Annotated in this window: 22 protein-coding genes; 14 read left to right on the forward strand and 8 right to left on the reverse strand. The window is 55.5% G+C overall.

Going from position 1 to position 23,736, the window contains the following annotated elements; all coding sequences use genetic code 11:
* Positions 1-8: 8 nt before the first annotated feature.
* Genes HV340_RS11340 through HV340_RS11355 form a run of 4 tightly spaced genes read left to right on the forward strand, consistent with a single transcriptional unit; the run spans position 9 to position 3,832 of the window.
* On the forward strand, positions 9-1,031 hold the full coding sequence (locus HV340_RS11340; protein WP_014170162.1) for an ABC transporter permease: 1,023 nt from the start codon (positions 9-11) through the stop codon (positions 1,029-1,031).
* Positions 1,028-1,924: a D,D-dipeptide ABC transporter permease gene (gene ddpC / locus HV340_RS11345; RefSeq protein WP_181216536.1), complete on the forward strand. Its 897-nt coding sequence runs from the start codon at positions 1,028-1,030 to the stop codon at positions 1,922-1,924. Before HV340_RS11340 ends, ddpC begins: the two co-directional genes overlap by 4 nt.
* Entirely contained in the window at positions 1,921-2,907 is a 987-nt protein-coding gene (locus HV340_RS11350) for an ABC transporter ATP-binding protein (RefSeq protein WP_020884089.1), read from the forward strand. The genes ddpC and HV340_RS11350 overlap by 4 nt, the downstream gene beginning before the upstream one ends.
* A complete protein-coding gene (locus tag HV340_RS11355; protein WP_063924920.1) occupies positions 2,900-3,832 on the forward strand; it encodes an ABC transporter ATP-binding protein in 933 nt (310 codons plus the stop codon). The genes HV340_RS11350 and HV340_RS11355 overlap by 8 nt, the downstream gene beginning before the upstream one ends.
* Positions 3,833-3,858: 26 nt before the next feature.
* Here HV340_RS11355 and HV340_RS11360 read toward each other — a convergent pair whose 3' ends face one another.
* Positions 3,859-4,608 (reverse strand): SDR family oxidoreductase, encoded by a 750-nt coding sequence (locus HV340_RS11360; protein WP_020884087.1) that lies wholly within the window; start codon positions 4,606-4,608, stop codon positions 3,859-3,861.
* Positions 4,609-4,761: 153 nt separating this feature from the next.
* Here HV340_RS11360 and HV340_RS11365 point away from each other — a divergent pair, with 153 nt between their 5' ends.
* Positions 4,762-5,667 carry a LysR family transcriptional regulator gene (locus HV340_RS11365; RefSeq protein WP_063924919.1) on the forward strand — a complete coding sequence of 302 codons (906 nt, stop codon included), beginning with the start codon at positions 4,762-4,764 and terminating at the stop codon, positions 5,665-5,667.
* A 23-nt stretch (positions 5,668-5,690) separates the two neighbouring features.
* Here HV340_RS11365 and HV340_RS11370 read toward each other — a convergent pair whose 3' ends face one another.
* Positions 5,691-6,119, reverse strand: a complete 429-nt coding sequence (locus HV340_RS11370) for an OsmC family protein (RefSeq protein ID WP_063924918.1) — start codon at positions 6,117-6,119, stop codon at positions 5,691-5,693.
* Positions 6,120-6,246: 127 nt separating this feature from the next.
* On the opposite strand from HV340_RS11370, the gene HV340_RS11375 reads away from it, so the two are divergent.
* Positions 6,247-7,206: a hypothetical protein gene (locus tag HV340_RS11375; protein ID WP_014170172.1), complete on the forward strand. Its 960-nt coding sequence runs from the start codon at positions 6,247-6,249 to the stop codon at positions 7,204-7,206.
* A 23-nt stretch (positions 7,207-7,229) separates the two neighbouring features.
* On the opposite strand, the gene HV340_RS11380 is transcribed toward HV340_RS11375, so the two are convergent.
* A complete protein-coding gene (locus HV340_RS11380; protein WP_020884082.1) occupies positions 7,230-8,105 on the reverse strand; it encodes a LysR family transcriptional regulator in 876 nt (291 codons plus the stop codon).
* 111 nt (positions 8,106-8,216) lie between these two features.
* Between HV340_RS11380 and HV340_RS11385 the strand changes: the two genes are divergently transcribed.
* From HV340_RS11385 to adhP, 6 genes are all read left to right on the forward strand, one after another.
* On the forward strand, positions 8,217-9,068 hold the full coding sequence (locus HV340_RS11385) for a Vmh family MBL fold metallo-hydrolase (protein WP_025204138.1): 852 nt from the start codon (positions 8,217-8,219) through the stop codon (positions 9,066-9,068).
* 231 nt (positions 9,069-9,299) lie between these two features.
* Positions 9,300-9,515 (forward strand): biofilm-dependent modulation protein, encoded by a 216-nt coding sequence (gene bdm / locus HV340_RS11390; protein WP_020884080.1) that lies wholly within the window; start codon positions 9,300-9,302, stop codon positions 9,513-9,515.
* 95 nt (positions 9,516-9,610) lie between these two features.
* A complete protein-coding gene (sra, locus tag HV340_RS11395) occupies positions 9,611-9,748 on the forward strand; it encodes a stationary-phase-induced ribosome-associated protein (RefSeq protein ID WP_013096533.1) in 138 nt (45 codons plus the stop codon).
* 176 nt (positions 9,749-9,924) lie between these two features.
* Entirely contained in the window at positions 9,925-11,622 is a 1,698-nt protein-coding gene (locus tag HV340_RS11400) for an NAD-dependent malic enzyme (RefSeq protein ID WP_020884079.1), read from the forward strand.
* Between the two features lie 322 nt (positions 11,623-11,944).
* Positions 11,945-13,654 (forward strand): ABC-F family ATP-binding cassette domain-containing protein, encoded by a 1,710-nt coding sequence (locus tag HV340_RS11405; RefSeq protein ID WP_068794658.1) that lies wholly within the window; start codon positions 11,945-11,947, stop codon positions 13,652-13,654.
* Between the two features lie 204 nt (positions 13,655-13,858).
* Positions 13,859-14,869 carry an alcohol dehydrogenase AdhP gene (adhP, locus tag HV340_RS11410; protein ID WP_020884077.1) on the forward strand — a complete coding sequence of 337 codons (1,011 nt, stop codon included), beginning with the start codon at positions 13,859-13,861 and terminating at the stop codon, positions 14,867-14,869.
* A gap of 43 nt (positions 14,870-14,912) precedes the next feature.
* Here adhP and HV340_RS11415 read toward each other — a convergent pair whose 3' ends face one another.
* Entirely contained in the window at positions 14,913-15,419 is a 507-nt protein-coding gene (locus HV340_RS11415; RefSeq protein ID WP_014170178.1) for an Rrf2 family transcriptional regulator, read from the reverse strand.
* Positions 15,420-15,618: 199 nt separating this feature from the next.
* Here HV340_RS11415 and HV340_RS11420 point away from each other — a divergent pair, with 199 nt between their 5' ends.
* On the forward strand, positions 15,619-16,821 hold the full coding sequence (locus HV340_RS11420; RefSeq protein ID WP_181216537.1) for an NAD(P)/FAD-dependent oxidoreductase: 1,203 nt from the start codon (positions 15,619-15,621) through the stop codon (positions 16,819-16,821).
* A 30-nt stretch (positions 16,822-16,851) separates the two neighbouring features.
* On the opposite strand, the gene araJ is transcribed toward HV340_RS11420, so the two are convergent.
* Positions 16,852-18,030 (reverse strand): MFS transporter AraJ, encoded by a 1,179-nt coding sequence (gene araJ, locus HV340_RS11425; protein WP_181216538.1) that lies wholly within the window; start codon positions 18,028-18,030, stop codon positions 16,852-16,854.
* 166 nt (positions 18,031-18,196) lie between these two features.
* Here araJ and ppk2 point away from each other — a divergent pair, with 166 nt between their 5' ends.
* Positions 18,197-19,015: a polyphosphate kinase 2 gene (gene ppk2, locus HV340_RS11430; protein WP_025204134.1), complete on the forward strand. Its 819-nt coding sequence runs from the start codon at positions 18,197-18,199 to the stop codon at positions 19,013-19,015.
* A 43-nt stretch (positions 19,016-19,058) separates the two neighbouring features.
* Here the strand turns inward: ppk2 and fdnI are convergent, their stop codons facing one another.
* From fdnI to fdnG, 3 genes are read right to left on the reverse strand one after another with little or no spacing between them, the layout of a single operon-like run.
* A complete protein-coding gene (gene fdnI, locus HV340_RS11435) occupies positions 19,059-19,712 on the reverse strand; it encodes a formate dehydrogenase-N subunit gamma (protein ID WP_044859317.1) in 654 nt (217 codons plus the stop codon).
* Complete coding sequence (gene fdxH / locus HV340_RS11440; protein WP_181216539.1) at positions 19,705-20,589, reverse strand: formate dehydrogenase subunit beta; 885 nt, start codon at positions 20,587-20,589, stop codon at positions 19,705-19,707. The genes fdnI and fdxH overlap by 8 nt, the downstream gene beginning before the upstream one ends.
* 11 nt (positions 20,590-20,600) lie before the next feature.
* Positions 20,601-23,648: a formate dehydrogenase-N subunit alpha gene (gene fdnG / locus HV340_RS11445; RefSeq protein WP_106504149.1), complete on the reverse strand. Its 3,048-nt coding sequence runs from the start codon at positions 23,646-23,648 to the stop codon at positions 20,601-20,603.
* Positions 23,649-23,736 lie beyond the last annotated feature (88 nt).

Genomic DNA, 23,736 nt, shown 5'->3' on the forward strand with positions numbered 1-23,736 from the left:
GAAAGTGTATGACGTTCTGGAGCATTGTGCGCCAGCGATGCTGGGGGTTAATCCTGGTTGTGGCCGGTGTCTGTATCATCACCTTTATTATTTCACACCTGATCCCCGGCGATCCGGCCCGCCTGCTGGCCGGAGACCGCGCCAGCGACGACATTGTGCAAGGCATCCGCCAGCAGCTGGGGCTGGATCAACCGCTGTATATCCAGTTTGGTCGCTATGTGGATGCGCTGGCCCATGGCGATTTAGGCACCTCTATCCGCACCGGACGTCCGGTCGCGGAAGATTTGAAGGCCTTTTTCCCGGCCACCCTGGAGCTGGCTTTTTGTTCCCTGCTGCTGGCGCTGGTTATCGGCGTGCCGCTGGGGATTTTATCGGCGGTCTACCGCGACCGCTGGCTGGATCATCTGGTGCGGTTAATGGCGATGACGGGCATTTCAACGCCCGCATTCTGGCTTGGGTTGGGGGTGATTGTCCTCTTCTACGGGCATCTGCAACTTCTGCCGGGCGGCGGAAGGCTTGACGACTGGCTCGATCCACCGACGCGCGTTACTGGCTTTTATCTGGTGGATGCGCTGCTGGAAGGCAACGGGGAGGTCTTTTTCAATGCCCTGCAGCATCTGATTTTACCTTCAATGACGCTGGCATTTGTTCATCTTGGCATTGTAGCGCGTCAGGTCCGCTCGGCCATGCTGGAGCAGCTCAGTGAAGATTACATACGAACCGCACGCGCCAGCGGATTGCCCGGCTGGTACATCGTGCTGCGCTATGCCCTGCCCAATGCGATGATCCCGTCGATTACCGTGCTTGGACTGGCACTGGGCGATCTGCTGTATGGCGCAGTCCTCACTGAAACCGTCTTTGCCTGGCCGGGAATGGGCGCCTGGGTCGTCACCTCTATTCAGGCACTCGATTTCCCTGCTGTTATGGGCTTCGCGGTAGTGGTCTCACTGGCCTATGTGCTGGTTAATCTGGTGGTCGATCTGCTCTATCTGTGGGTTGACCCGCGAATCGGGCGCGGAGGTGCCGAATGATGTTGACTCAGGAAACGCCCGTCCCGATTAAAACAGCGAAAGCAGGCATCAACTGGGCAAAACTGTTCTGGATGCTGCGTAAAAGCCCCCTCACGCTGATTGGCGCCGCGATCATGATCCTGATGCTCCTGCTGATGGTGACATCACCGTGGATTGTGCCGCATGACCCCAATGCGCTGGATTTGACCGCGCGTCTGCAGGCTCCGTCTGCCGAACACTGGTTTGGCACCGATGAGGTCGGCCGCGATCTGTTCAGCCGGGTGCTCGCCGGCAGCCAGCAGTCGATCAGCGCGGGGCTGGCCGTCGTGGTGATTGCGGGCGGTATTGGCTCGCTGCTGGGCTGTTTGTCTGGCGTGCTGGGCGGGCGCGGCGACGCCATTATTATGCGCATTATGGACGTTATGCTCTCCATTCCCTCGCTGGTGCTGACCATGGCGCTGGCAGCGGCGCTGGGGCCGAGCCTGTTTAACGCAATGCTCGCCATCGCGATTGTACGTATTCCGTTTTACGTGCGTCTGGCTCGCGGGCAAACCCTTGTCGTGCGCCAGTTTACCTATGTTCAGGCGGCCCGCACCTTCGGCGCATCACGCTGGCATTTAATCAGCTGGCATATTCTGCGCAACGCCCTGCCGCCGCTGATTGTGCAGGCTTCGCTGGATATTGGCAGCGCCATTCTGATGGCCGCCACGCTGGGCTTTATCGGTCTGGGCGCACAGCAACCCACCGCCGAATGGGGCGCGATGGTTGCCGTAGGGCGCAACTATGTACTTGACCAGTGGTGGTATTGCGCTTTTCCTGGTGCGGCTATTTTGATTACCGCCGTGGGCTTTAATCTTTTTGGTGACGGCATCCGCGACCTGCTGGATCCGAAATCAGGAGGGAAACAGTCATGACCGACTCGGTTTTAACCATCGAGGATTTACATCTGAGTTTCCCGATATACCGCGGTGAGGTTCATGCGCTGAACCACGTCTCGCTGGAGATTAAACGGGGTGAGATTGTCGGCGTAGTGGGCGAGTCGGGGTCGGGGAAGTCAGTTACCGCCATGCTCGCCATGCGCCTGTTGCCGGAAGGCAGCTACCGAATTCATCACGGTCAGGTGACATTGCTGGGAGAAGATGTTCTGACCGCATCGGAGAAACAGCTTCGCCAGTGGCGCGGGGCAAAAGTGGCGATGATTTTTCAGGAGCCCATGACCGCCCTGAACCCAACGCGACGGATTGGTAAGCAAATGGTGGAGGTGATCCGCCAGCATCAGCCGCTCGACCGTCGCGCGGCGCAGCAAAAAGCGATTGCCCTGCTGGAGGAGATGCAAATCCCGGACGCGAAAGCGGTGATGGCGCGTTATCCGTTTGAACTGTCCGGCGGCATGCGTCAGCGAGTGATGATCGCCCTTGCCTTCTCCTGCGAGCCTGAGCTTATCATCGCCGACGAGCCGACCACGGCGCTGGATGTAACCGTGCAGCTGCAGGTACTGCGTCTGCTGAAGCACAAGGCGCGGGCCAGCGGAACCTCGGTGCTGTTTATCAGCCACGATATGGCCGTGGTTTCCCAGCTCTGTGACCGGATGTATGTGATGTACGCGGGAAGCGTAATTGAGAGCGGTGCCACGCAAACGCTGATCCACCATCCCGTTCATCCCTACTCCATCGGCCTGTTGCAATGTGCACCTGAAAATGGTGCGCCGCGCGAGTTGCTTCCGGCCATTCCCGGCACGGTGCCTAATCTCAGCCAGCTTCCACAAGGCTGCGCGTTCCGCGAGCGCTGCTTTGCCGCCGGGACGAAATGCGGTGAGGCACCGCGCTTGCTTCCCAATGGTGCAGAGGGCCAGATGGCTGCCTGCTGGTACCCGCAACGGGAGAAACACCATGTCTGACATTTTGCTTGAACTGGATAGCGTGCATGTCAACTTTCCCGCGCGCAAAAACTGGCTGGGCCGCGTCACGGAACAGGTGCATGCCCTCAATGGGCTGGACCTGCAGATCCGTCGCGGCGAAACGCTGGGCATTGTTGGGGAATCCGGCTGCGGGAAAAGCACGCTGGCACAGCTATTGATGGGCATGCTCAGGCCCAGCACCGGCGACTATCAGCGGACGCATCACGCGGGCGGCATGCAGATGGTTTTTCAGGACCCGCTCTCGTCCCTCGACCCGCGTTTACCGGTGTGGCGCATCATCACCGAGCCGGTGTGGGTGCAAAAACGCAGCAGTGAACGCGAACGGCGCCAGCTTGCAGAGACGCTGGCGATGCAGGTGGGTATTCGTGCGGAATATCTTGACCGGTTACCGCATGCCTTTTCAGGCGGGCAGCGCCAGCGCATTGCTATCGCCCGGGCGCTGTCGTCCAATCCGGACATCATCGTGCTCGACGAACCCACCAGCGCGCTGGATATTTCCGTGCAGGCGCAAATCCTCAACCTGCTGGTAAAACTGCAGCAGGAACGGAACCTCACCTATGTGTTGATCTCACATAACGTCTCGGTGGTCAGACACATGAGCGATCGTGTGGCGGTGATGTATCTGGGCCAGATCGTGGAGCTGGGTACCACCGATCAGGTCCTTGTCAGGCCGCGCCATCCCTACACCCGGCTGCTGCTTGATTCCGTTCCCAGAACCGGTGAACCGCTGGATGAAAACCTGGCGCTGCGTAAAACAGAGCTTCCTGGCAATCGTCACCTTCCTACCGGCTGTTATTTCCGGGACCGCTGTCCGCAGGCAGCGCAAGGATGCGAGCGCCCGCAGTCGCTACAGCCTTCAGTTGAGGGCTGTAGCGTGCGTTGCTGGCGCAATCTGAGCGAGTAGCCACGCAGGGTGGCGCTGTTTCACGTTTAAATTTGCGCCATTCCACCGTCGACAAACAGTTCGGTGGCGTTGATAAAGCTTGCTGCATCTGAGGCCAGAAACGCCACCGCTTTCCCCACTTCCCCCGGCGCGCCTAAGCGTCCCAGCGGCACCTGGGCGGCCAGCGCGTCATACAGCCCCTGACGATGTTCTTCCGGCACCAGGTCACCCAGCCCCGGGGTTTTGATGGGCCCCGGGCTCACCACGTTGACGCGAATACCGCGCCCCTGCAAATCCAGCGCCCACGAACGGGCAAAGTTGCGCACGGCGGCTTTACTGGCGCTGTATACGCTAAAGTTTGCGGTTCCTTTAATGGACACCGTGGATCCGGTCAGAATGATCGACGATCCGGCAGATAACAGCGGTAACGCTTTTTGCACGGTGAACAGTACACCGCGAACGTTGGTTGCAAAGATGCGGTCAAACTGCTCTTCAGTGATAGCGCCTAACGGCAGCATGTCGCCACCCCCCGCATTGGCGAACAGAATATCCAGACGCCCTTCGTCTTTTGCAATCTGTGCATAGACTTTATCGAGGTCGGAAAGTTGAGAGACGTCCGCACGGATGCCGACCGCCGCGGTGGCAATTTGTGCAACGGCAGCGTCCAGCTCCGCCTGACGACGTCCGGTGATATAAACCTTCGCGCCCTGGGCCGCCAGTTCCTGCGCGGTGGCGAGACCGATACCTGTGCTACCGCCCGTAACCAGGGCAATTTTACCTGCGAGAGATGTATTCATATTATTAACCTTTAATCATGTTTTCAGGATGCCCGCAAAAACGGTTGAAGAGGTTTTCGCTTGCGTTGAATAAACTCTATCGGTTGCAGGATTAATGAAAAACGGGCAAAAATGAAAATCACTATTCACAGGTGGAAATAATCCGGAGTACGAATGGACCAGCTCATGGCAATGCGCGCATTTACACGGGTGGTGGAAACCGGAAGTTTTACGCGTGCGGCTGATTCTCTGAATATGCCTATCGCCACCCTGAGCAAGCTGGTGAAATCGCTCGAAGCACACCTGGAGATCCGGCTTTTACATCGCACGACACGACGGGTAGTCACCACACCGGAAGGTGCCGGGTACTATGAAAAAGCGCTCAGGGTGCTGATTGATATTGAAGATATCGATACGTCGTTTCGCGTTTCTCGCGCGACGCCGAAAGGCCATCTGCGCGTGGATGTGGGCGGTTCAACCGCGCGCGACGTGCTGATCCCCCTGCTCCCGGATTTTATGCAGCGTTACCCGGAAATACGCATCGACCTTGGCGTGGCCGACCGGCCCGTGGATTTGATCAGCGGTAACGTTGACTGCGTGATCCGTGGCGGCCCTCTGGACGACTCCTCCCTTATTGCCCGTCATCTGGGCAACGCCGAAATGGTCACCTGCGCGACGTCCGATTATTTAAAACTTCATGGCGTACCGGCCTATCCGCGGGAACTGTGCAATGGCCATAAGCTGATTAGCTACCTTTCTCCCGTCACCGGTCGGGCCTTTCCGTTTCGCTTCAGGGAAAAGGGAGAAAAGCTGGAGATAAGCATTCCGCACTTCCTTGGGGTGAATGAAAGCAACGCTCATCTGTCGGCGGCGGTGGCAGGTTTAGGCATTATTCAGACGTTTCAGTATTCGGCAAAAAGGCATTTACAGGCGGGGACGTTAACTGAAATTCTTAGCAACTGGCGACCTGACGCTTATCCGTTTCATGTGGTTTATCCGCAGAACCGGCATCTGACACATCGACTGAGAGTGTTTATCGCCTGGCTGGCAGAGGTGTTTCCTGCCGCGCTGAAGGGATAGCCGGGTGTTAACCCGGCTGAGGTTTAATTGAGCGTGTAATCCAGCGTGATTTCCGCGTTCAGCAACTGGGAAACCGGGCAGCCGGCTTTTGCTTTCTGAATAACGCCATCGAACTGCTGAGGGTCAATGCCAGGGACAGTAACCTTGCTCTGCAGTGCGACCTTCGTAATGGCGAAACCGCCCTCTTTTTTATTCAGTGACACGTCGGCGGTGGTATCAATGGAATCGGCGGTGTAGCCTGCTTCACCCAGCATCAGCGACAGTGCCATCGAAAAACAGGCTGCGTGTGCGGCACCAATCAGTTCTTCCGGGTTGGTCCCTTTTTCGCCTTCAAAACGGGTGTTGAAGCCGTAAGGCTGTTGATTGAGAACGCCGCTCTCGGTAGAAACAGTTCCTTTTCCGCGTTTAATATCGCCAGACCAGTGTGCTGAACCGTGCTTATGAATTGTCATTCTTGCTCTCCTTTTGGCTTACAAAGGGTTAAGTATAGACCAGAGATCTGACGCGTCCTGGAACACAGAGTATTCTGGTTGGCGTTGATGCGATACATCACTTCGAACCATCAAAAGGGAAAGGCCTATGATGCTAAACACCAGGATTGTCGTGGCGCTGACCACGCTCGCCGTGACGTTCCCCCTCTTTGCCAGCACGCCGGAGAATTTTATCTATACCAGCTCGGGCGACCTTGATGCCGCCGCCGCGTTTATCGCCCGTCGTGATATCGGTGGCGCGCAGATTGTTTATAACTGGCGTGCACTGGAGCCTGAGAAAGACAGATATGACTTCTCACCCATAGAGCGAGACCTGGCGCGCCTGAAGGCCAGCGATAAAAAGCTGTTTATTCAAATTCAGGATCGCTTCTTCGAAAAAGATGCCCGGTATGTCCCTGATTATCTGATGGCAGACACGAAGTACAGCGGCGGTATTTCTCCGCAGTTTGACAACCCTGGTGAAGGGAAACCAACAGGTTCAGGCTGGGTAGCCCGGCAGTGGGATCCTGCCGTGCGTGAACGGTATCAGGCCTTACTGGCAGCCCTGGCGAAGCGTTTTGATGGCCAGGTTTATGGTGTGAACTTACCGGAAACCGCGATTGACCTTGATGAGAAAAAGCCGCCGACAGGATTTTCGTGCGACAACTATTTTGCCGGAGAAATGGAAAACCTCGCCTTTGCGCGAAAGGTTTTCACGCAATCCCATGTCGTACAATATGTGAACTTCTGGCCGTGTGAATGGAACAATGACCATAATTACATGGGGCGGCTGTTTGAATACGCCAGTGCCCATAATATCGGGCTTGGCGGACCGGATATTGTTCCCAACCGCAAGGCGCAAATGAAAAACGCCTATCCGTTCTTTAACCAGTATAAAAACAAACTGCCGCTGGTCGCCATGGCCGTTCAGGAGCCCACGCTCACCTACCGAAACCCGGCTACCGGCAAGCCCTTCACCAAAGACGAATTTGTTCAGTTCGCAGAAGCGTATCTCGGCGCAGATATTATTTTCTGGAGCACGACGTCGCCCTGGCTGACGACGAAATAAGCCACAGGCTCACTGCGCGGGCATCAGTTCAGATGCCCTGCAATTTCATCAAGAAAGACGCGCAGGGCCGCAGGCTGATATTCCCGCGACTGGTAAATCCCGTGAATGGCGAGCGGCTTAGGCACTAAGTCTGTGAGCACCGGGACCAGCAGCCCTTGCTCGAGCGCCCCTTGCGCTTCGTGCTCGGGCAGCATTGCAATACCGCAATGTTTAACCGCCGCGTCCATCAACAACGACGAGATACTGGCGCTAAGATTGCCGCTCACCGCGACGCTCACGCTTTCGCCTTCCAGCGTCACAAAATGCCACGACTGACCCGCGAAGAAGCTGTAATGCAGACAATTGTGCTGCGCCAAATCCTCAGGCGTCACGGGCGTGCCGTGCTGCGCAAGATAGTCCGGCGAGGCGCAAAGCACCGAACGGCACTCGCCCAGCCTGCGGGCAATCATCCCCGGCTCCGGGTTATCGGTAATTCGCACGGCTACGTCAATACGCTCGCCCACCAGACTCACGGGATGGTTATTCACATCCAGTTCAATTCTGAGCTGCGGATAACGCGCCAGCAGCCCGGGCAGTACCGGCGCAATCATGTGCATGGCGGTAAAGTGCGCGCAGGCTACCCGTAAGGTGCCGGAAGGTAAATCTTTCTCCGACTGACCTTCAATCTCCTGCGACAGTTGCGAAAGGGTACGCGTTTTCTGCAGTACCTTTTCCCCTGCTGCGGTCAGCGTCAGCTTGCGCGTTGAGCGGTTCACCAGCCGGGTCCCCGCCCACTTCTCCATCTGCTCAAGATAACGGCTTACCATGGGCCGGGAAATGCCCAGCGCACGGGCTGCGGCACTCAAACTTCCCAGCTCGCAAATCCGGTTATAGACCTGTGCGGCAATAACGCGATCCATATAACGCTCCATTTGCTCGATTTATGAAACTAAGCATGTCTTGTTTCAGGAATTCTGGCAAATGTAGAGTTCGGTACAATAGGGTCTTTCCTGATAAAAAGAGACATGATGATGAAGCTCACTCGCCTTGCACTGCTATGCACCCTCTTCACGCCGGCGGTCTTCGCCGCACCGTTGACCATTGATACCTGGAACCCGCAGGAGAAAGGTATTTTTGCGGTCTCGTCGACGCTGGTGTCCGGCCCGAAAGAGGCCGTCCTGTTTGACGCGCAGTTCAGCGTGAAAGACGGTGAAGCACTGGTGGAGAAAATTCGCCGCAGCGGTAAAACCCTGAACAAGATTGTGATCACCTCCGGCGATCCGGACTTCTACTTTGGTCTGCAACCGCTGGTTAAAGCGTTCCCGAATGCGAAAGTCGTGGCGACTCAGCAGGTGGTTGACCATATCAAGGCCACCAAAGATGCCAAGCTGGCCTTCTGGGGCCCACAGATGAAAGACGGCGCGCCAACTACGCTGATCGTTCCCCAGGTGCTGACCTCCACCACGTTTATGGTTGATGGTGAGAAAATCGATATTGAACAGCCAGACAGCTACGCGGCCTATGTCTGGATCCCATCAGCGAAGACGATTCTTGGCGGCACGGGCGTTTCATGGGGCATCCATCTGTGGACGGCCGATACCCAGACCAGGGCGCGTCGCCAGCAGTGGCAGGATACGCTGGAAAACATGGCGGCGCACAAACCTGAGCGCGTGATCCCGGGTCACTATCTGGGGACGCCACCGTCAGGTACCGGCGCTATCGATTTTACCCGTGAATATCTGCAGCGGTTCGAGCAGACTCTGGCTAATCACAAAGATTCTGCTGGCGTCATTAGCGCCATGAAAAAAGCGTATCCGGGCCTGGCCGAAGAGAGCTCGCTGGAATTAAGTGCGAAAGTGAATACCGGCGAAATGAAATGGTAAATTAATCTCTGCACCTGCTATTTTCTCGGATAGCAGGAGCGGCATCAAAATATCCCCCCTCGTCCCCTGTTATTATTTCTCCATTTCTAAAAGTGTCTAAAAGCATGCACTTATGTCATTTTTATTTCTAAGATGAATCTTAGACACAGCAAGGAAAATATTTGCCATTCTGTTTGTGAATTACATTTTTTGCGAGCCGTACCATTACACAGACAACGACACGGAGGCAGCATGTTTACTTATTACCCGGCAAATACTGCAGCAGCACAACCTGAACTCGTTAACGCGATCGCACAGGGTCTTCACGCCGAACACGGTGCTGTGACTGAAGATGACATTTTGATGGAACTGACCAAATGGGTGGAATCCACAGACAATGACATCCTCAGTGACATCTACCAACAGACCATTAACTACGTGGTCAGTGGACAGAATGCCTCTTTGTAAAAACCTGCTAAGCTGGATCTGCAACCTAAGGGGTTACATTTCGTTTGCGCAAGCAAACTTGTCCTTAAAACTATCAACAGGATTGAGGAGTAAAGATGAAATCGAACCGTCAGGCACGCCATATTCTGGGACTGAACTACAAGCTTTCTAACCAACGTAAAGTGGTGATTGAGGGCGACAGTGAAACGCAAGTCACCCATGCCACCGGCAGAAAACGCCACGCTGGCAAGTAAGTTCCAGTAAGAGATCCTGAACACCATCGGCAAAACCGATGGTGTTTTTGTTTATGTGTTGCGGTAATTAACATTTAGCTCCTTTATAATACCGCCTGACCGCACCCCACCGCACAGGCCAGAAAGATGACAAACAGCAGTGTCAGGGACGGATCTTCAAAAAAAGAGTGAGTGACATGGACAACAAACTGAAAAAACATCGTTCCTTATATATCCCTTATGCCGGTCCGGTTTTACTGGAATTCCCCCTGCTCAATAAAGGCAGCGCCTTCAGCATGGAAGAGCGCAGTAGCTTCAACCTGCTTGGTCTGCTGCCCGAAGTGGTGGAAACCATTGAAGAACAGGCTGAACGTGCGTGGATCCAGTATCAGGGTTTCAAGACTGAAATCGATAAGCACATCTACCTGCGTAACATTCAGGACACCAATGAAACCCTCTTCTATCGCCTGGTTCAGAACCACCTCGAAGAGATGATGCCGGTGATCTACACCCCAACGGTGGGTGCGGCCTGTGAACGTTTCTCTGAGATCTACCGTCGCTCCCGCGGCGTATTCATCTCTTATCAGAACCGTCACAATATGGACGATATTCTGCAGAACGTGCCGAACCACAACATCAAGGTCATTGTTGTGACCGACGGAGAACGTATTCTCGGCCTCGGGGATCAGGGCATTGGCGGAATGGGGATCCCTATCGGTAAGCTCTCCCTGTACACCGCCTGTGGGGGTATCAGCCCGGCGTACACCCTGCCGGTAGTGCTGGATGTGGGTACCAACAACCAGCAGCTGCTCAACGATCCGCTGTACATGGGTTGGCGTCATCCGCGCATTACTGACGATGAGTATTATCAGTTTGTTGATGATTTTATCCAGGCCGTTAAGGCTCGCTGGCCGAACGTGCTGCTGCAGTTTGAAGACTTTGCGCAGAAGAACGCCATGCCGCTGCTGAACCGCTACCGCGATGACATCTGTTCATTCAACGACGACATTCAGGGCACCGCCGCCGTGACCGTTGGGACGCTGATCGCCGCCAGCCGTGCGGCAGGCAGCCAGTTGAGCTACCAGAAAATCGTCTTCCTGGGGGCAGGCTCTGCGGGCTGCGGTATTGCCGAGCAGATTATTGCTCAGACGCAGCGCGAGGGCTTGAGTGAAGAACTGGCCCGTTCCCGCGTCTATATGGTTGACCGTTTCGGCCTGCTGACCGACGGTATGCCTAACCTGCTGCCGTTCCAGACCCGACTGGTTCAGAAACGCGAGAACCTGAAAAACTGGGATACCGACAACGAGGTGCTCTCCCTGCTGGACGTGGTGCGCAACGTGAAGCCGGACATTCTTATCGGCGTTTCCGGGCAAACCGGTCTCTTCACCGAAGAGATTATTCGCGAAATGCACAAACACTGCGAACGCCCTATCGTGATGCCGCTCTCTAACCCGACTTCCCGTGTAGAAGCAACACCGCAGGACATCATCGCCTGGACCGAAGGTAACGCACTGGTGGCAACCGGCAGTCCATTCGACCCGGTGGTGTGGAAGGATAAAACCTATCCGATCGCGCAGTGCAACAACTCCTACATCTTCCCGGGGATTGGTCTGGGGGTTATCGCGTCCGGTGCGTCACGCATTACCGATGAAATGCTGATGTCCGCCAGCGAAACCCTGGCGAAACACTCACCGCTGGTGAATAACGGTGAAGGCCTGGTGTTACCAGAGCTGAAAGACATTCATAAGGTGTCCCGCGCGATCGCTTTCGCAGTAGGAAAAATGGCACAGCAGCAAGGCGTGGCGGTGAAAACCTCCGCCGATGCGCTGCAGCAGGCCATTGACGACAACTTCTGGATGCCGGAATACCGCAGCTATCGCAGAACGTCTATCTAAAGAACAGGCCGGGTCAGGCAATCATGCCTCCCGGCCTGCCATTCTGCCCGCGCTTGCCGGGCCGTAAAATCCCCGCTACACTGCCTTCATCCATTAACCTACTGAATATATAAGGAGGCCAATTATGCTGTACTGTGAAATTTTCAATGTTTCACATACATTTGGTGATCGCACCAGCTCAAGCGTTATCGGTATCGTGCTGCGATAACTTCTGCTTGAGCGAAGACACCAACCCCTAAATCCCTTCTCTCGGGCTTACTGAGTTATCGTCAGCGATGTTTGACGAGGCATAAACATGCCTGTAACTCTTGGGTAAGCAACAATGAGCACTTTACTCACTGCACAATCTCTACGTGTTGATACGGCGTTTGGTACGCTCTTCGACTCGCTCTCCTTTACGCTGAAAAAAGGCGATCGCATCGGTCTGCTGGGCGACAACGGCTGCGGTAAAAGTACGTTGCTGAAGGTGCTGGACGGTACGGACACGCCTGCCGCCGGAACGGTCGCGCTGGCCGGGCACTGCATCATGGCGCGCGTAGAACAACATCTGCCGGACGGGATTTACCCCCTGAGCATGCTGGATGCCGTGCTGGCACAACTGCCTGCAGCTGAACGCGAGAGCCTGCGCTGGAAAGCGGAAACGCTGCTGGCGAGTATGGGCTTTACGCCGCAGGACTGGACATTAACCTCGGCAACATTGAGCGGCGGGCAACATACGCGTCTGCTGCTGGCGCGGGCTTTGATTAATGCGCCGGACCTGCTGCTGCTGGATGAACCGAGTAACCACCTCGATTTACCCACCATGCTCTGGCTGGAGCAGTTTTTACAGGCCTGGTCAGGCAGCTTTGTGCTGGTTTCACATGACAGGCAGCTGCTGGATGCCGTAACCAACGGCAGCTGGATCCTGCGCGATAAGATGCTGCATTACTTTGCCCTTCCCTGCACCGCCGCACGCAAAGCGCTGGATGCGAAAGACGAAAGTGATGCGCAGCGCCACAAGGCAGAACAAAAGGAGATCGACCGCGTCGCGGCCAGCGCAAAAAGACTGGCGACCTGGGGCAAAGTCTATGACAACGAAGACCTGGCCCGCAAAGCGAAACAGATGGAAAAGCAGGTTGAACGGCTGAAAGAGAGCCAGACGGAGGTCACGGCGGGAAGTCAGTGGACATTAACCCTGCGCGGCGACGCGCTACGGGCCGACCGTCTGCTGGAGCTGGAAAACCTCGCGGTGCCGCCGGCTCCCGGGCTGCCTGCGCTGTTTAACATTGACATCGCGCGTCTCAAAAGCGGCGATCGCGTGGCCATCGTTGGACGTAACGGCTGCGGTAAATCATCCCTGATGAAGCTGATCTGGCGGCATTTTCGCGGCGAGCAGGCTGACGATGGGCTGAAACTCCACCCACGCGTATCGCCTGGCTATTATGACCAGACGCTGAACCAGCTCCCGGACGATGCATCGCTGTTTGACGCACTGGAGCCGTTTGCACCCGATCCGCAGAATCGCAAGATGGCCCTGATCGGTGCCGGCTTTGCGTGGCCACGTCACGGTCAGAAAGTCAGTACGATCAGCGGTGGAGAACGCTCTCGCCTGCTGTTTGTTGGCCTGACGTTAGCGCGCTATAGCCTGCTGATGCTGGATGAACCGACCAACCATCTGGACATGGAAGGCAAAGAGGCGCTGACAGAAACCCTGCAGCAATTTGAAGGTGGCGTGCTGCTGGTCAGCCATGATCGTCAATTAATCAGCCAAAGCTGCAACCGTTTCTGGCTGATTGAGGACGGCAGGCTGAGTGAATGGCATGACGCCGAAGCGGTCTTTGAACGGCTGCGTGAAAGTGCAGGCCTGATAACATCGCCGTGTTCACCGAAACAACAGCACGATCGCCCTTCGCAGTTTGACGACCTGCTTGAACGGCTGATCGCGCTGGAGACATTGCTGGAGGAAGACCTGGCCCGCAAACCGAAGCACCAGAAGCCGCAGTTGCAGGCGCAATGGCGCCAGGAGATTGAGGCGATAGAAGCAAAACTGTAAGTCCGCGCCCGGCGAGTGTCTCGCCGGGCCGCTCTCCCCCTGAACGCCCCCCTGATTATTAGAGGATCGCTGTATTCTTAATCCGAAATCGAATCAAATGATGACATTATGTTGCTGCCACCTTGCATTAACGCGCCTAAGTATTAATCCTTAAGAAGTAGTACACCTGCTATGCAGAATCTCATCATGAACAAGGAGAAACATATGAAGGCTGCTGTTGTCACTCAGGATCATCAGGTCAATGTCACCGAAAAATCATTACGTCCGCTTAAGCATGGAGAAGCCCTGCTGAAGATGGAATGCTGCGGCGTATGTCATACCGATCTTCACGTGAAGAACGGTGATTTCGGTGATAAGACCGGGGTGATCCTGGGTCACGAAGGAATAGGGATCGTTAAAGAGATTGGCCCAGGCGTCAACTCGCTGAAAATTGGCGACCGTGCGAGCGTGGCATGGTTTTTTGAAGGCTGTGGACACTGCGAATACTGTAATACCGGCAACGAAACCCTGTGCCGGGATGTGAAAAACGCGGGTTATTCCGTTGACGGTGGGATGGCTGAAGAGTGCATCGTGACCGCCGATTATGCGGTAAAAGTGCCGGACGGTCTGGATTCCGCAGCGGCGAGCAGCATCACTTGCGCGGGGGTCACCACCTACAAAGCGGTAAAAGTGTCCCACATTAAGCCGGGCCAGTGGATTGCGATTTACGGTCTTGGTGGTCTGGGTAACCTTGCGCTGCAGTACGCTAAAAACGTATTCAACGCCAAGGTCATCGCCATTGATGTGAACGATGAACAGCTGAAACTGGCCGCGAGCATGGGGGCAGATTTAACCATTAACTCTCGCAGCGAAGATGCAGCGAAAATTGTTCAGGAGAAAACCGGAGGCGCACATGCCGCGGTGGTAACTGCCGTGGCAAAAGCAGCCTTCAACTCAGCGGTGGATGCCGTGCGTGCGGGTGGCCGCGTGGTCGCCGTGGGCCTGCCGCCGGAAGCGATGAGCCTGGATATTCCACGCCTGGTTCTGGACGGCATTCAGGTCGTCGGTTCGCTGGTGGGAACCCGTCAGGACCTGATGGAGGCATTCCAGTTTGCGGCAGAGGGCAAAGTGGTGCCAAAAGTGACAATGCGTCCGCTGGAAGATATCAATGCCATCTTTAAAGAGATGGAGCAGGGTCAAATCCGCGGTCGTATGGTGATTGATTTACGCTCTTAATCGCCGGTTGCCGGGGGGCGGTTTTGCCTTACCCGGCATTTCACTACGACGATCGCCGGTCAGAAATCCACTCCTGAACCTCAATCTGAAAGGTATCCGGCGCTTTGCGGTACATCTTGCGCGCCAGATCGAGAATGGTATGTCGCGCTAACTCCTCTTCCATCCGTTGCTGTGCGCTGTCCATGACCGAACGTACGCCACACGGGCCATTGCACACCCAGGCAGGAGGCGTTTCATTAAACACCGCCAGCCGCTGACGCACCTCGCGACACTCAAACATGTTCTTCTCACCGTCAATGGCGTGCGCCACATCCAGTACGGTGATCAACTCCGCCGGGCGCGCCAGTTTAAACCCGCCGCCCTTACCTTCCGTGCTGCTCACCAGCCCGGCACGTGACAAACGGGTGAAGATTTTTCCCAGGTAATCATACGGCACACCCTGCAGGGCGGCCATTTCCCGGACGCTCATCTCACGCTCATTGCCTTTTGCATCCACCATGCACATCAGGCTGTGAATGCCGTATTCCACACCGGAACTGTAAAACGCCATGGTTAACTCCGAAGTTATTTATCTGGGTCATTATAACGGCGTTATTGCCCACAATCACAACTACCCTCCCCTTTTTCATTAACATGCTGATTTTATGCAGCATTAAAATTTAACTCAGAAAGAAGTTGTCGCAGTTAACTGCGACAAGTATAGTTGCAGTTATGTCAGGTATACAGCGTGATGATCAAAAGGATCGAAGATGAAGAAGCAGATTTTAATTGTGGGCACCGGTTTTTCCGGCATGTGGGCTGCCGTCAGCGCCGCGCGTCTGAATGCGCTGGAGGGCAATAACAGCCTGAAGATCGCCGTACTGGCACCCGCCCCCGAGTTGCGTGTTCGCCCGCGCTTCTATGAAGAGAACGTGACGTCGCTGGTCTCTCCGCTGACCGGACTGTTCGCTGAACTGGGTATTGATTTTATCGCCGGTAAAGCAGAATCCATTGATATAAAAGGGAAAAGTGTTTCCTATCGTGATACAAATGGCGTAACTGCCGCAGTGAGTTACGAGCGGTTAGTGCTGGCCACCGGCAGTCAGAGCAAGCGTCCACCGATTGCCGGGCTGGCTGAGTACGCCTTTGATATCGATCAGCTTGAATCCGCACAGACCTTTGAGCAGCATCTTGACTCCCTGGTCTCGCGCCCTTCCACCGCTGCGCGCAATACCGTGGTTGTCTGTGGCGGCGGTTTTACCGGCATTGAACTGGCAACCGAGCTTCCTGCCCGACTGCGCGCTCGCTTCGGTGATGATACGGCGACAAGAGTTATCGTAGTTGAAAGGGGTCATGTCATTGGCGGACGATACAGTGAAGCATTACGTAACACCATTGAAGACGCGAGCCAGGAACTGGGGATTGAGTGGCGTCTGAACAGTGAAATTGAGGCCATCGATGCGAACGGCGTAACGCTGAAAAACGGCGAACGTATCCCCGCTGCAACCGTAGTCTGGACGGCAGGCGTTGAAGCAAACCCGCTTGGACAACAGATTAACGGCGAACGCGATAACCAGGGGCGTCTGAAAGTGACAGAAACGCTGCAGGTTCCGGCTCATCCGGACGTGTACGCGACGGGAGATATGGCCTACGCCAGAACGGACGAGATGGGGAACACGGCGCTTATGACCTGCCAGCACGCGATCCAGTTGGGTAAATTTGCCGGCCACAACGCGGCAGCCAGCCTGTTGAATCGCACGCCTTATCCTTACCGCCAGGTTAACTACGTGACCTGTCTGGACCTGGGTGCCTGGGGTGCCGTTTACACTGAAGGGTGGGACCAGGCCGTCAAATCGGTGCGTGATGACGCAAAGAAAATCAAAATCGCCATCACCAATGAACTTATCTACCCGCCAGCAGCGGACAAAGCCGTGGCGTTTGCCGCTGCCGATCCGTTGGCGAAATTTGTCTAGCGCCCTTCTACCGCGCCTTACCGGCGCGGTTCAACGTGCGGAAGCGAACGAACCGGCGTCTGCCTTTCTGGCCCGAAGATGTGCGTAGATCAGCAGTGAACTCATGGCTGAGAATGAGAGCACAGCCGCTGGCAGCGTGACATAGCTCCAGCTAAAGCCAAGCGTGATCATCATCCCGCCAAAATACGCCCCTATCGCACTGCCGAGGTTAAATGCCATCTGCCCGCCTGCGGCACCCAGCATCTCACCGCCCTTCGCATTTTGCAGGAGAAGGATCTGCAGCGGCGCAGAGAGTGCAAACAGCCCGGCACAGCAGATAAAGCCCATCACCAGCGACGCCGTTTTATGTTCCCCAAAGGCGAATAGCAACAGCAGTGACGCGACAATGACCATGTCGGTGGTGGCGGCAATACGCAGCGGACTGAAGCGACCCGATAATTTCCCGCTCAGGAGATTACCTAACACCATACCCAGCCCCATCAGCATCATGATGACCATCATGACGCCTTCGGAGAAGCCAGAGACGTTGACCATAAACGGTTTGACGAAGCTGAACCACGCAAACACGCCAGCATTGCCAAACATGGTGGCGGCAAAAATCAGCCACGGCTCCGGTTTTTTCAGAAAGGAAAATTGCGCGGTCAATTTGATTTCGGAGCGATCATGGATGTGCGGCACCCAGACCAGTACCGAGATGATCACCAGAGCATCAAACAGGGCAATCAGGAAAAAGGTATAGCGCCAGCTGAATTCATGACCCAGCCAGGTGCCCAGCGGTACGCCCACCAGATTGGCAACCGTCATGCCGGCTATCATGCCCGCCACGGCGACCGTCACCTTCCCCGGAGGCGCAATTCTCGAGAGAATAATCGCCCCGACGCCAAAAATGGCGCCGTGCGGAAAACCGGAAATCAGCCGCCCTATCGCCAGCCAGGCATACGACGTAGAAAAGGTAAAAATTGCATTACCGACGGCACACAGCACCACCAGAAACAACAGCGTGGATTTTAACGAAAATTTGCCTGAGAACAGCGCCACAATCGGGGCACCAATCACCACACCAAAGGCGTAAAACGAAATCATATTCCCGGCGGCGGGAATTGAAATTCCGGTGTCATGGGCCAGTTCAGTTAATACGCCCATAATGCCAAATTCAGCCATTCCCAGGCCAAACGTGCCAAGTGCCAACGAAAAAATTGTCTTTTTCATACCACAACCACTGGTTAACAACGCGCGACGGGCATTATTGAACAATCTTGTATGGTGAGCCAGTTCAAATCAGCTGGCTGACACGTTAATCCATTAATTCAGGTGGATTACACTTCATAGTGCGGCCCCGCTTTTTCCCGCGCCGGACAACCTGAGGATGACAATCATGGGAAGCAAGAAGAAAACCAGTGTCGCAGTTGATGTCATAAAGCATGAGCCGTTAAAAACGAAAGAGTATGAAAAAGAGCTTCGTCGCCTCCACGTTGAACTGGTTAAGCTCCAGCAGTGGGTCGTCGCAAAGGGTTTAAAGGTCTGTATTGTCTTTGAAGGGCGCGACGGTGCCGGTAAAGGCGGAACCATTAAAGCCATCACTGAACGCGTTAGCCCACGCGTCTTCCGGGTTGTTGCGCTCCCCGCCCCGACGGAAAAAGAGAAGACCCAGCTCTATTTCCAGCGTTATGTCCCCCACCTGCCAGCCGCCGGCGAAATTGTCATTTTTGACCGCAGCTGGTACAACCGCGCGGGCGTTGAACGGGTGATGGGATTCTGCACACCGGAGCAGGTCGAGAAGTTTCTTGATGGCACGCCGGTGATGGAAAAAGCAATGGTGGATGCCGGGATCATCCTGCTTAAATACTGGCTGGAGGTCACGCCGAAAGAACAGGAGCGTCGTCTGCGCGATCGTATTAACGACGGGCGAAAGACCTGGAAATTATCGCCAATGGACATTAAGTCTTTCAATTTGTGGGATGAATATACCGTGGCACGAGATGCGATGTTTGCTGCCACCGACACCGCCTGGGCGCCGTGGTTTGTCGCCCGTTCGGAAGATAAAAAACGCGTGCGCCTGAACATTATTTCGCACCTGCTGGCGCAAATCCCGTACAAAGCCATTCACATCGAAGCGGTGAGTTTGCCGAAGCGTAAGATTGGTAAAGTGAAGCCGACCCAATACCCGTTCCGGTATGTTGAAGAGCGTTTTTGACTGAAGCGTTCGCGGGTCATTCGCTGACCCGCGAACGCGGGACTTACGGCATCCCTTTCGTACTTTCCTGTTTCGCTTCCAGCCGCTCAACGTCACGGTACCAGCGCGGGTGGTGTTTCTGCGCCCAGCGGCGACTCACCTTCCCTTCAATCATGCCTTTAATCGACCCTTTGACCCAGAAGGCCATATACATGTGGATCAGGATGGCGTGGATCAGAATGATGGCTGACGTCGCGTGAATGAGCAGCGCGTAGCGAATCACCTGAATGGGGAAGTAGTGCGCAAAGTACGGCCGCCAGATAATGACGCCGGTGACCAGCAGAACAAAAATCATGCTCATGATGGTCCAGAACATCATCTTCTGCCCGGCGTTGTATTTCCCGACCTTCGCAACCTTATGCTCATTGCCCTTCAGAACCTCAATAATCCCCTTCAGCCATGGAATGTCATGCTTGTCCGGAATATTGTGATGTACGAAGCGCGCAAACATAAACATCAGCACCACGAAAATCAGCACGCCGAAGAACGGATGCAAAATACGCCCCATCTGTGGCGTCCCGAAGGTTTCCGTCAGCCACTGCAGCGTCGGGAAGAAGAAGGAGATCCCCGAGACCGCCACCAGGAAGAAGCAGATCACTACCGTCCAGTGACAGGCACGGTCGACAAACTTCGTGCGCACAATCCATGACTTACTCATGAGGTTCCTCCTCGTCGTCATCCACCTCTTTGTTGGGTCCGATACCGATGTAGTGATAAATCAACCCGGCGAAAGTAGCGATAAAGCCCGCCGCAGAGAGCGGTTTGAGCGCCCCTTTCCACAGGTTGATCGAGGTATCGATCGCAGGATCTTTCGGCAGATTGTGGTACAACTCCGGCTGGTCGTTATGGTGCAGAACATACATCACGTGCGTTCCCCCCACCCCCTGCGGGTTATAAATGCCCGCACTGGCGTAACCGCGCGCTTTCAGTTTGTCCACGCGCTGCTGGGCTACCTCCAGCATCTCTCTTTTTGTCCCGAAGTGGATAGCCCCGGTCGGACAGGTTTTCACGCAGGCAGGCTCCTGCCCGACGCTCACGCGATCGACACACAGGGTGCATTTGTAGACCCGGTTATCCTCTTTACTGAGGCGCGGAATATTAAACGGACAGCCCGCAATGCAGTAGCCGCAACCGATGCAGTTATCCTGCTGGAAATCGACAATCCCGTTGGCGTACTGGACGATGGCCCCGGCTGACGGACAGGCCTTCAGGCATCCCGGATCTTCGCAGTGCATACAACCGTCTTTACGGATCAGCCACTCCAGCTTGCCGTTCTGATCGGTTTCGCTAAAACGCATCACCGTCCAGGATTTGGCACTCAGATCCGCCGGATTATCGTAAACGCCGACGCAGTGTCCCACTTTATCGCGGATATCGTTCCACTCCGAGCAGGCCACCTGGCAGGCTTTACAACCCACGCAGGAAGTGACATCGATAAGCTTGGCGACTTCTGCCTTATCATCCCGCGCACGAGGCGCGGGGGTGATGGAGTTGGTCGCGGAGCGTTTAATAATGTCCTGTGTTTCCATTGCCATGTATTCGCTCCTTACGCTTTCTCGATGTTGACCAGAAACGCTTTGTACTCCGGCGTTTGCGAGTTGGAATCGCCGACGTTTGGCGTCAGGGTATTGGCGAGGTAGCCTTTTTGCGCCACCCCTTCAAAGCCCCAGTGCAGCGGAATACCGACGGTTTCCACCTGCTGACCATGCACGTTCAGTGCCTGCAGACGACGCGTTACCACCGCAACCGCGCGAATAAAGCCGCGCTTGCTGCTCACCTTCACGCGGTCACCGTTGGCAATACCCTTCGCTTTCGCCAGCGTTTCGCTGATCTCCACAAACTGTTCCGGCTGGGCAATGGCGTTAAGCCGTGCATGCTTGGTCCAGGTATGGAAATGCTCGGTCAGGCGGTAGGTTGTCCCGACATACGGGAACCTGTCCTTCTTGCCTAAACGCAGGACGTCCTCTTCATAGATACGCACCACCGGACTGGATATGACGTTCGGATGCAGCGGGTTGGTGCCGAGCGGCGTTTCCATTGGCTCGTAGTGTTCCGGGAACGGCCCCTCCGCCAGCTTATCGAGGGCAAACAGGCGTCCCAGCCCTTCCGGCTGCATGATAAACGGCCCGGTCTCACTGCCCGGTGCGGCGGTGCTGAAGTCCGGAATATCGTTACCCGTCCATTTGCTGCCGTTCCATTCGATCAGCATCCGTTTCGGATCCCACGGTTTGCCGTTGATATCCGCAGAAGCACGGTTGTACAGCACGCGACGGTTCAGTGGCCATGCCCACGCCCAGCCCAGCGTATTGCCCAGCCCTGACGGGTCAGCGTTATCGCGGTTCGCCATCTGGTTACCCTGCTCCGTCCAGCAGCCGGTGTAGATCCAGCATGACGATGCGGTCGTGCCGTCATCCCGCAGCAGCGCGAAGCTGTTGAGCAACTGACCTTTCTTCGCCAGCAGCGTGCCGTTCGCGTCATACAGATCCGCCAGCGCAACGCCGTTATTCTCTTTGGCGACCTCTTCGGATTCAGGATGGTCCGGCTGTTTGTAATTCCAGCTCATCCTCAGCAGCGGTTCAGCGCCTTTCCCCCCTTCGGTGCGATACATTTCACGCAGACGATGGTAAATCCCGGCCAGGATTTCGCCGTCGTTGCGCGCTTCACCCGGTGCATCCTGGCCTTTCCAGTGCCACTGCAGCCAGCGGCCGGAGTTGGCAATCGACCCGTCTTCTTCTGCAAAACAGGTGGACGGCAGGCGGAACACTTCGGTCTGAATCGATGCAGGATCGACGTCGTTCATCTCGCCGTGGTTCTGCCAGAAGTTGGAGGTCTCGGTCACCAGCGGATCGATAACCACCATGTATTTCAGTTTGCTCAGGCTGCGAACGACCTTGTTTTTGTCCGGGAAAGACGCCACCGGGTTAAAGCCCTGGCAGATGTAGCCCGTAACGTTGCCCTTATCCATCATGTTGAAATACTTAATGACGTCGTAGGCCTGGTCCCATTTCGGCAACCACTCGAAGCCCCAGTCGTTTTCCTTCTGCGCGGCATCGCCATAGAACGACTTCATCAGGCTGACGAAGAACTTCGGATAGTTACTCCAGTAGTTCACCTGATCGGCACGCGTCGCTTTTGGCGTGTTGGCCGCCAGATAGCTGTGCAAATCAGTCTGCTTTTCAGACGGCAACGTCAGATAGCCTGACAGGCTGGTCGACAGCAGGCCCAGATCGGTCAAGCCCTGAATGTTGGAGTGTCCGCGCAGGGCGTTCACGCCGCCGCCAGCCATCCCCATGTTTCCGAGCAACAGCTGAATCATTGCCATGGTGCGGATGTTTTGCGCACCGACGGTATGCTGCGTCCAGCCGAGCGCATACAGGAACGTCGTGGTTCTGTCGGCGGCGCTGGTAGAGGCCAGTACATCACACACCTTGAGGAAATCTGCTTTTGGCGTGCCGCAGATATTCTCCACGACGTCCGGCGTATAGCGGGAAACATGCTGTTTCAGCAAATTCCATACGCAGCGCGGATGGCTCAGGGTCTCATCGCGTCTGGCGTAGCCGTTTTCATCGAACTGGTAGTTCCAGGACGATTTATCGTACTGCCGTTTTTCCGCGTCATAACCGCTGAACAACCCCTCTTCAAAGGCAAAATCATCCCGTACCAGGAGGCTGGCATTGGTGTAATGCTTAACGTATTCAGCGTTAATTTTGTTGTTTTCAATCAGGTACAGCAGAACGCCCGAGAGGAACGTAATGTCCGTACCGGAGCGAATAGGCGCATAGATATCCGCCACCGATGCCGTACGCGTAAAGCGCGGATCGACAACGATCAGCGTCGCATCGTTATTGTTTTTCGCTTCCATCGCCCAGCGGAAACCCACCGGATGGGCTTCAGCGGCATTACCGCCCATCACCATCACGACGTTGGCGTTTTTAATATCAACCCAGTGGTTGGTCATCGCACCGCGACCAAATGTTGGAGCAAGACTTGCTACCGTTGGTCCGTGTCAGACGCGCGCCTGGTTATCTACCGCCAGCATGCCGAGGGAGCGCACAAATTTTTGCGTCAGCATGCCGGTTTCATTACTTGCCGCGGACGCGCACAGCATGCCGGTCGACAGCCAGCGGTTCACCGTAACGCCCTGCGCGTTCTTTTCGATAAAGTTGGCGTCGCGGTCAGCTTTCATCAGTTTTGCGATTCGGGAAAACGCCTCATCCCAGGAGATACGCTGCCATTTGTCAGATCCTGGCGCACGGTATTCCGGATAGCGCAGACGGTTTTCGCTGTGGACATAATCCAGCAGACCCGCCCCTTTCGGACAAAGTGCGCCACGGCTCACCGGATGATCCGGGTCCCCTTCAATATGATAAATCGCTTCTTTGGCGTTCTTCGCACCATCGCCCAGGCTATACATTAAAAGCCCACAACCTACGGAACAGTATGTGCAGGTGTTACGGATCTCTTTCGCGCGCAGCAGTTTATAGTTGCGTGCCTGAGCCAGCGCCATTTTGGGTGCAAATCCCAGCATTGCGGCTGTTGTTCCGGCCATACCGCCCGCGCAGATTTTAAAAAATTGTCTGCGGCTGACGTCCATTGTTGTCCTCGTTTTCATATAAGACTTCGCGCCGCAAACTAGCAGTAAAGCCCCTGATTTTTTTGCGTCAAATCAAGGTCACTTGTCT

It is taken from the genome of Enterobacter sp. RHBSTW-00975, from assembly GCF_013615235.1.
Lineage (GTDB): Bacteria > Pseudomonadota > Gammaproteobacteria > Enterobacterales > Enterobacteriaceae > Enterobacter > Enterobacter ludwigii.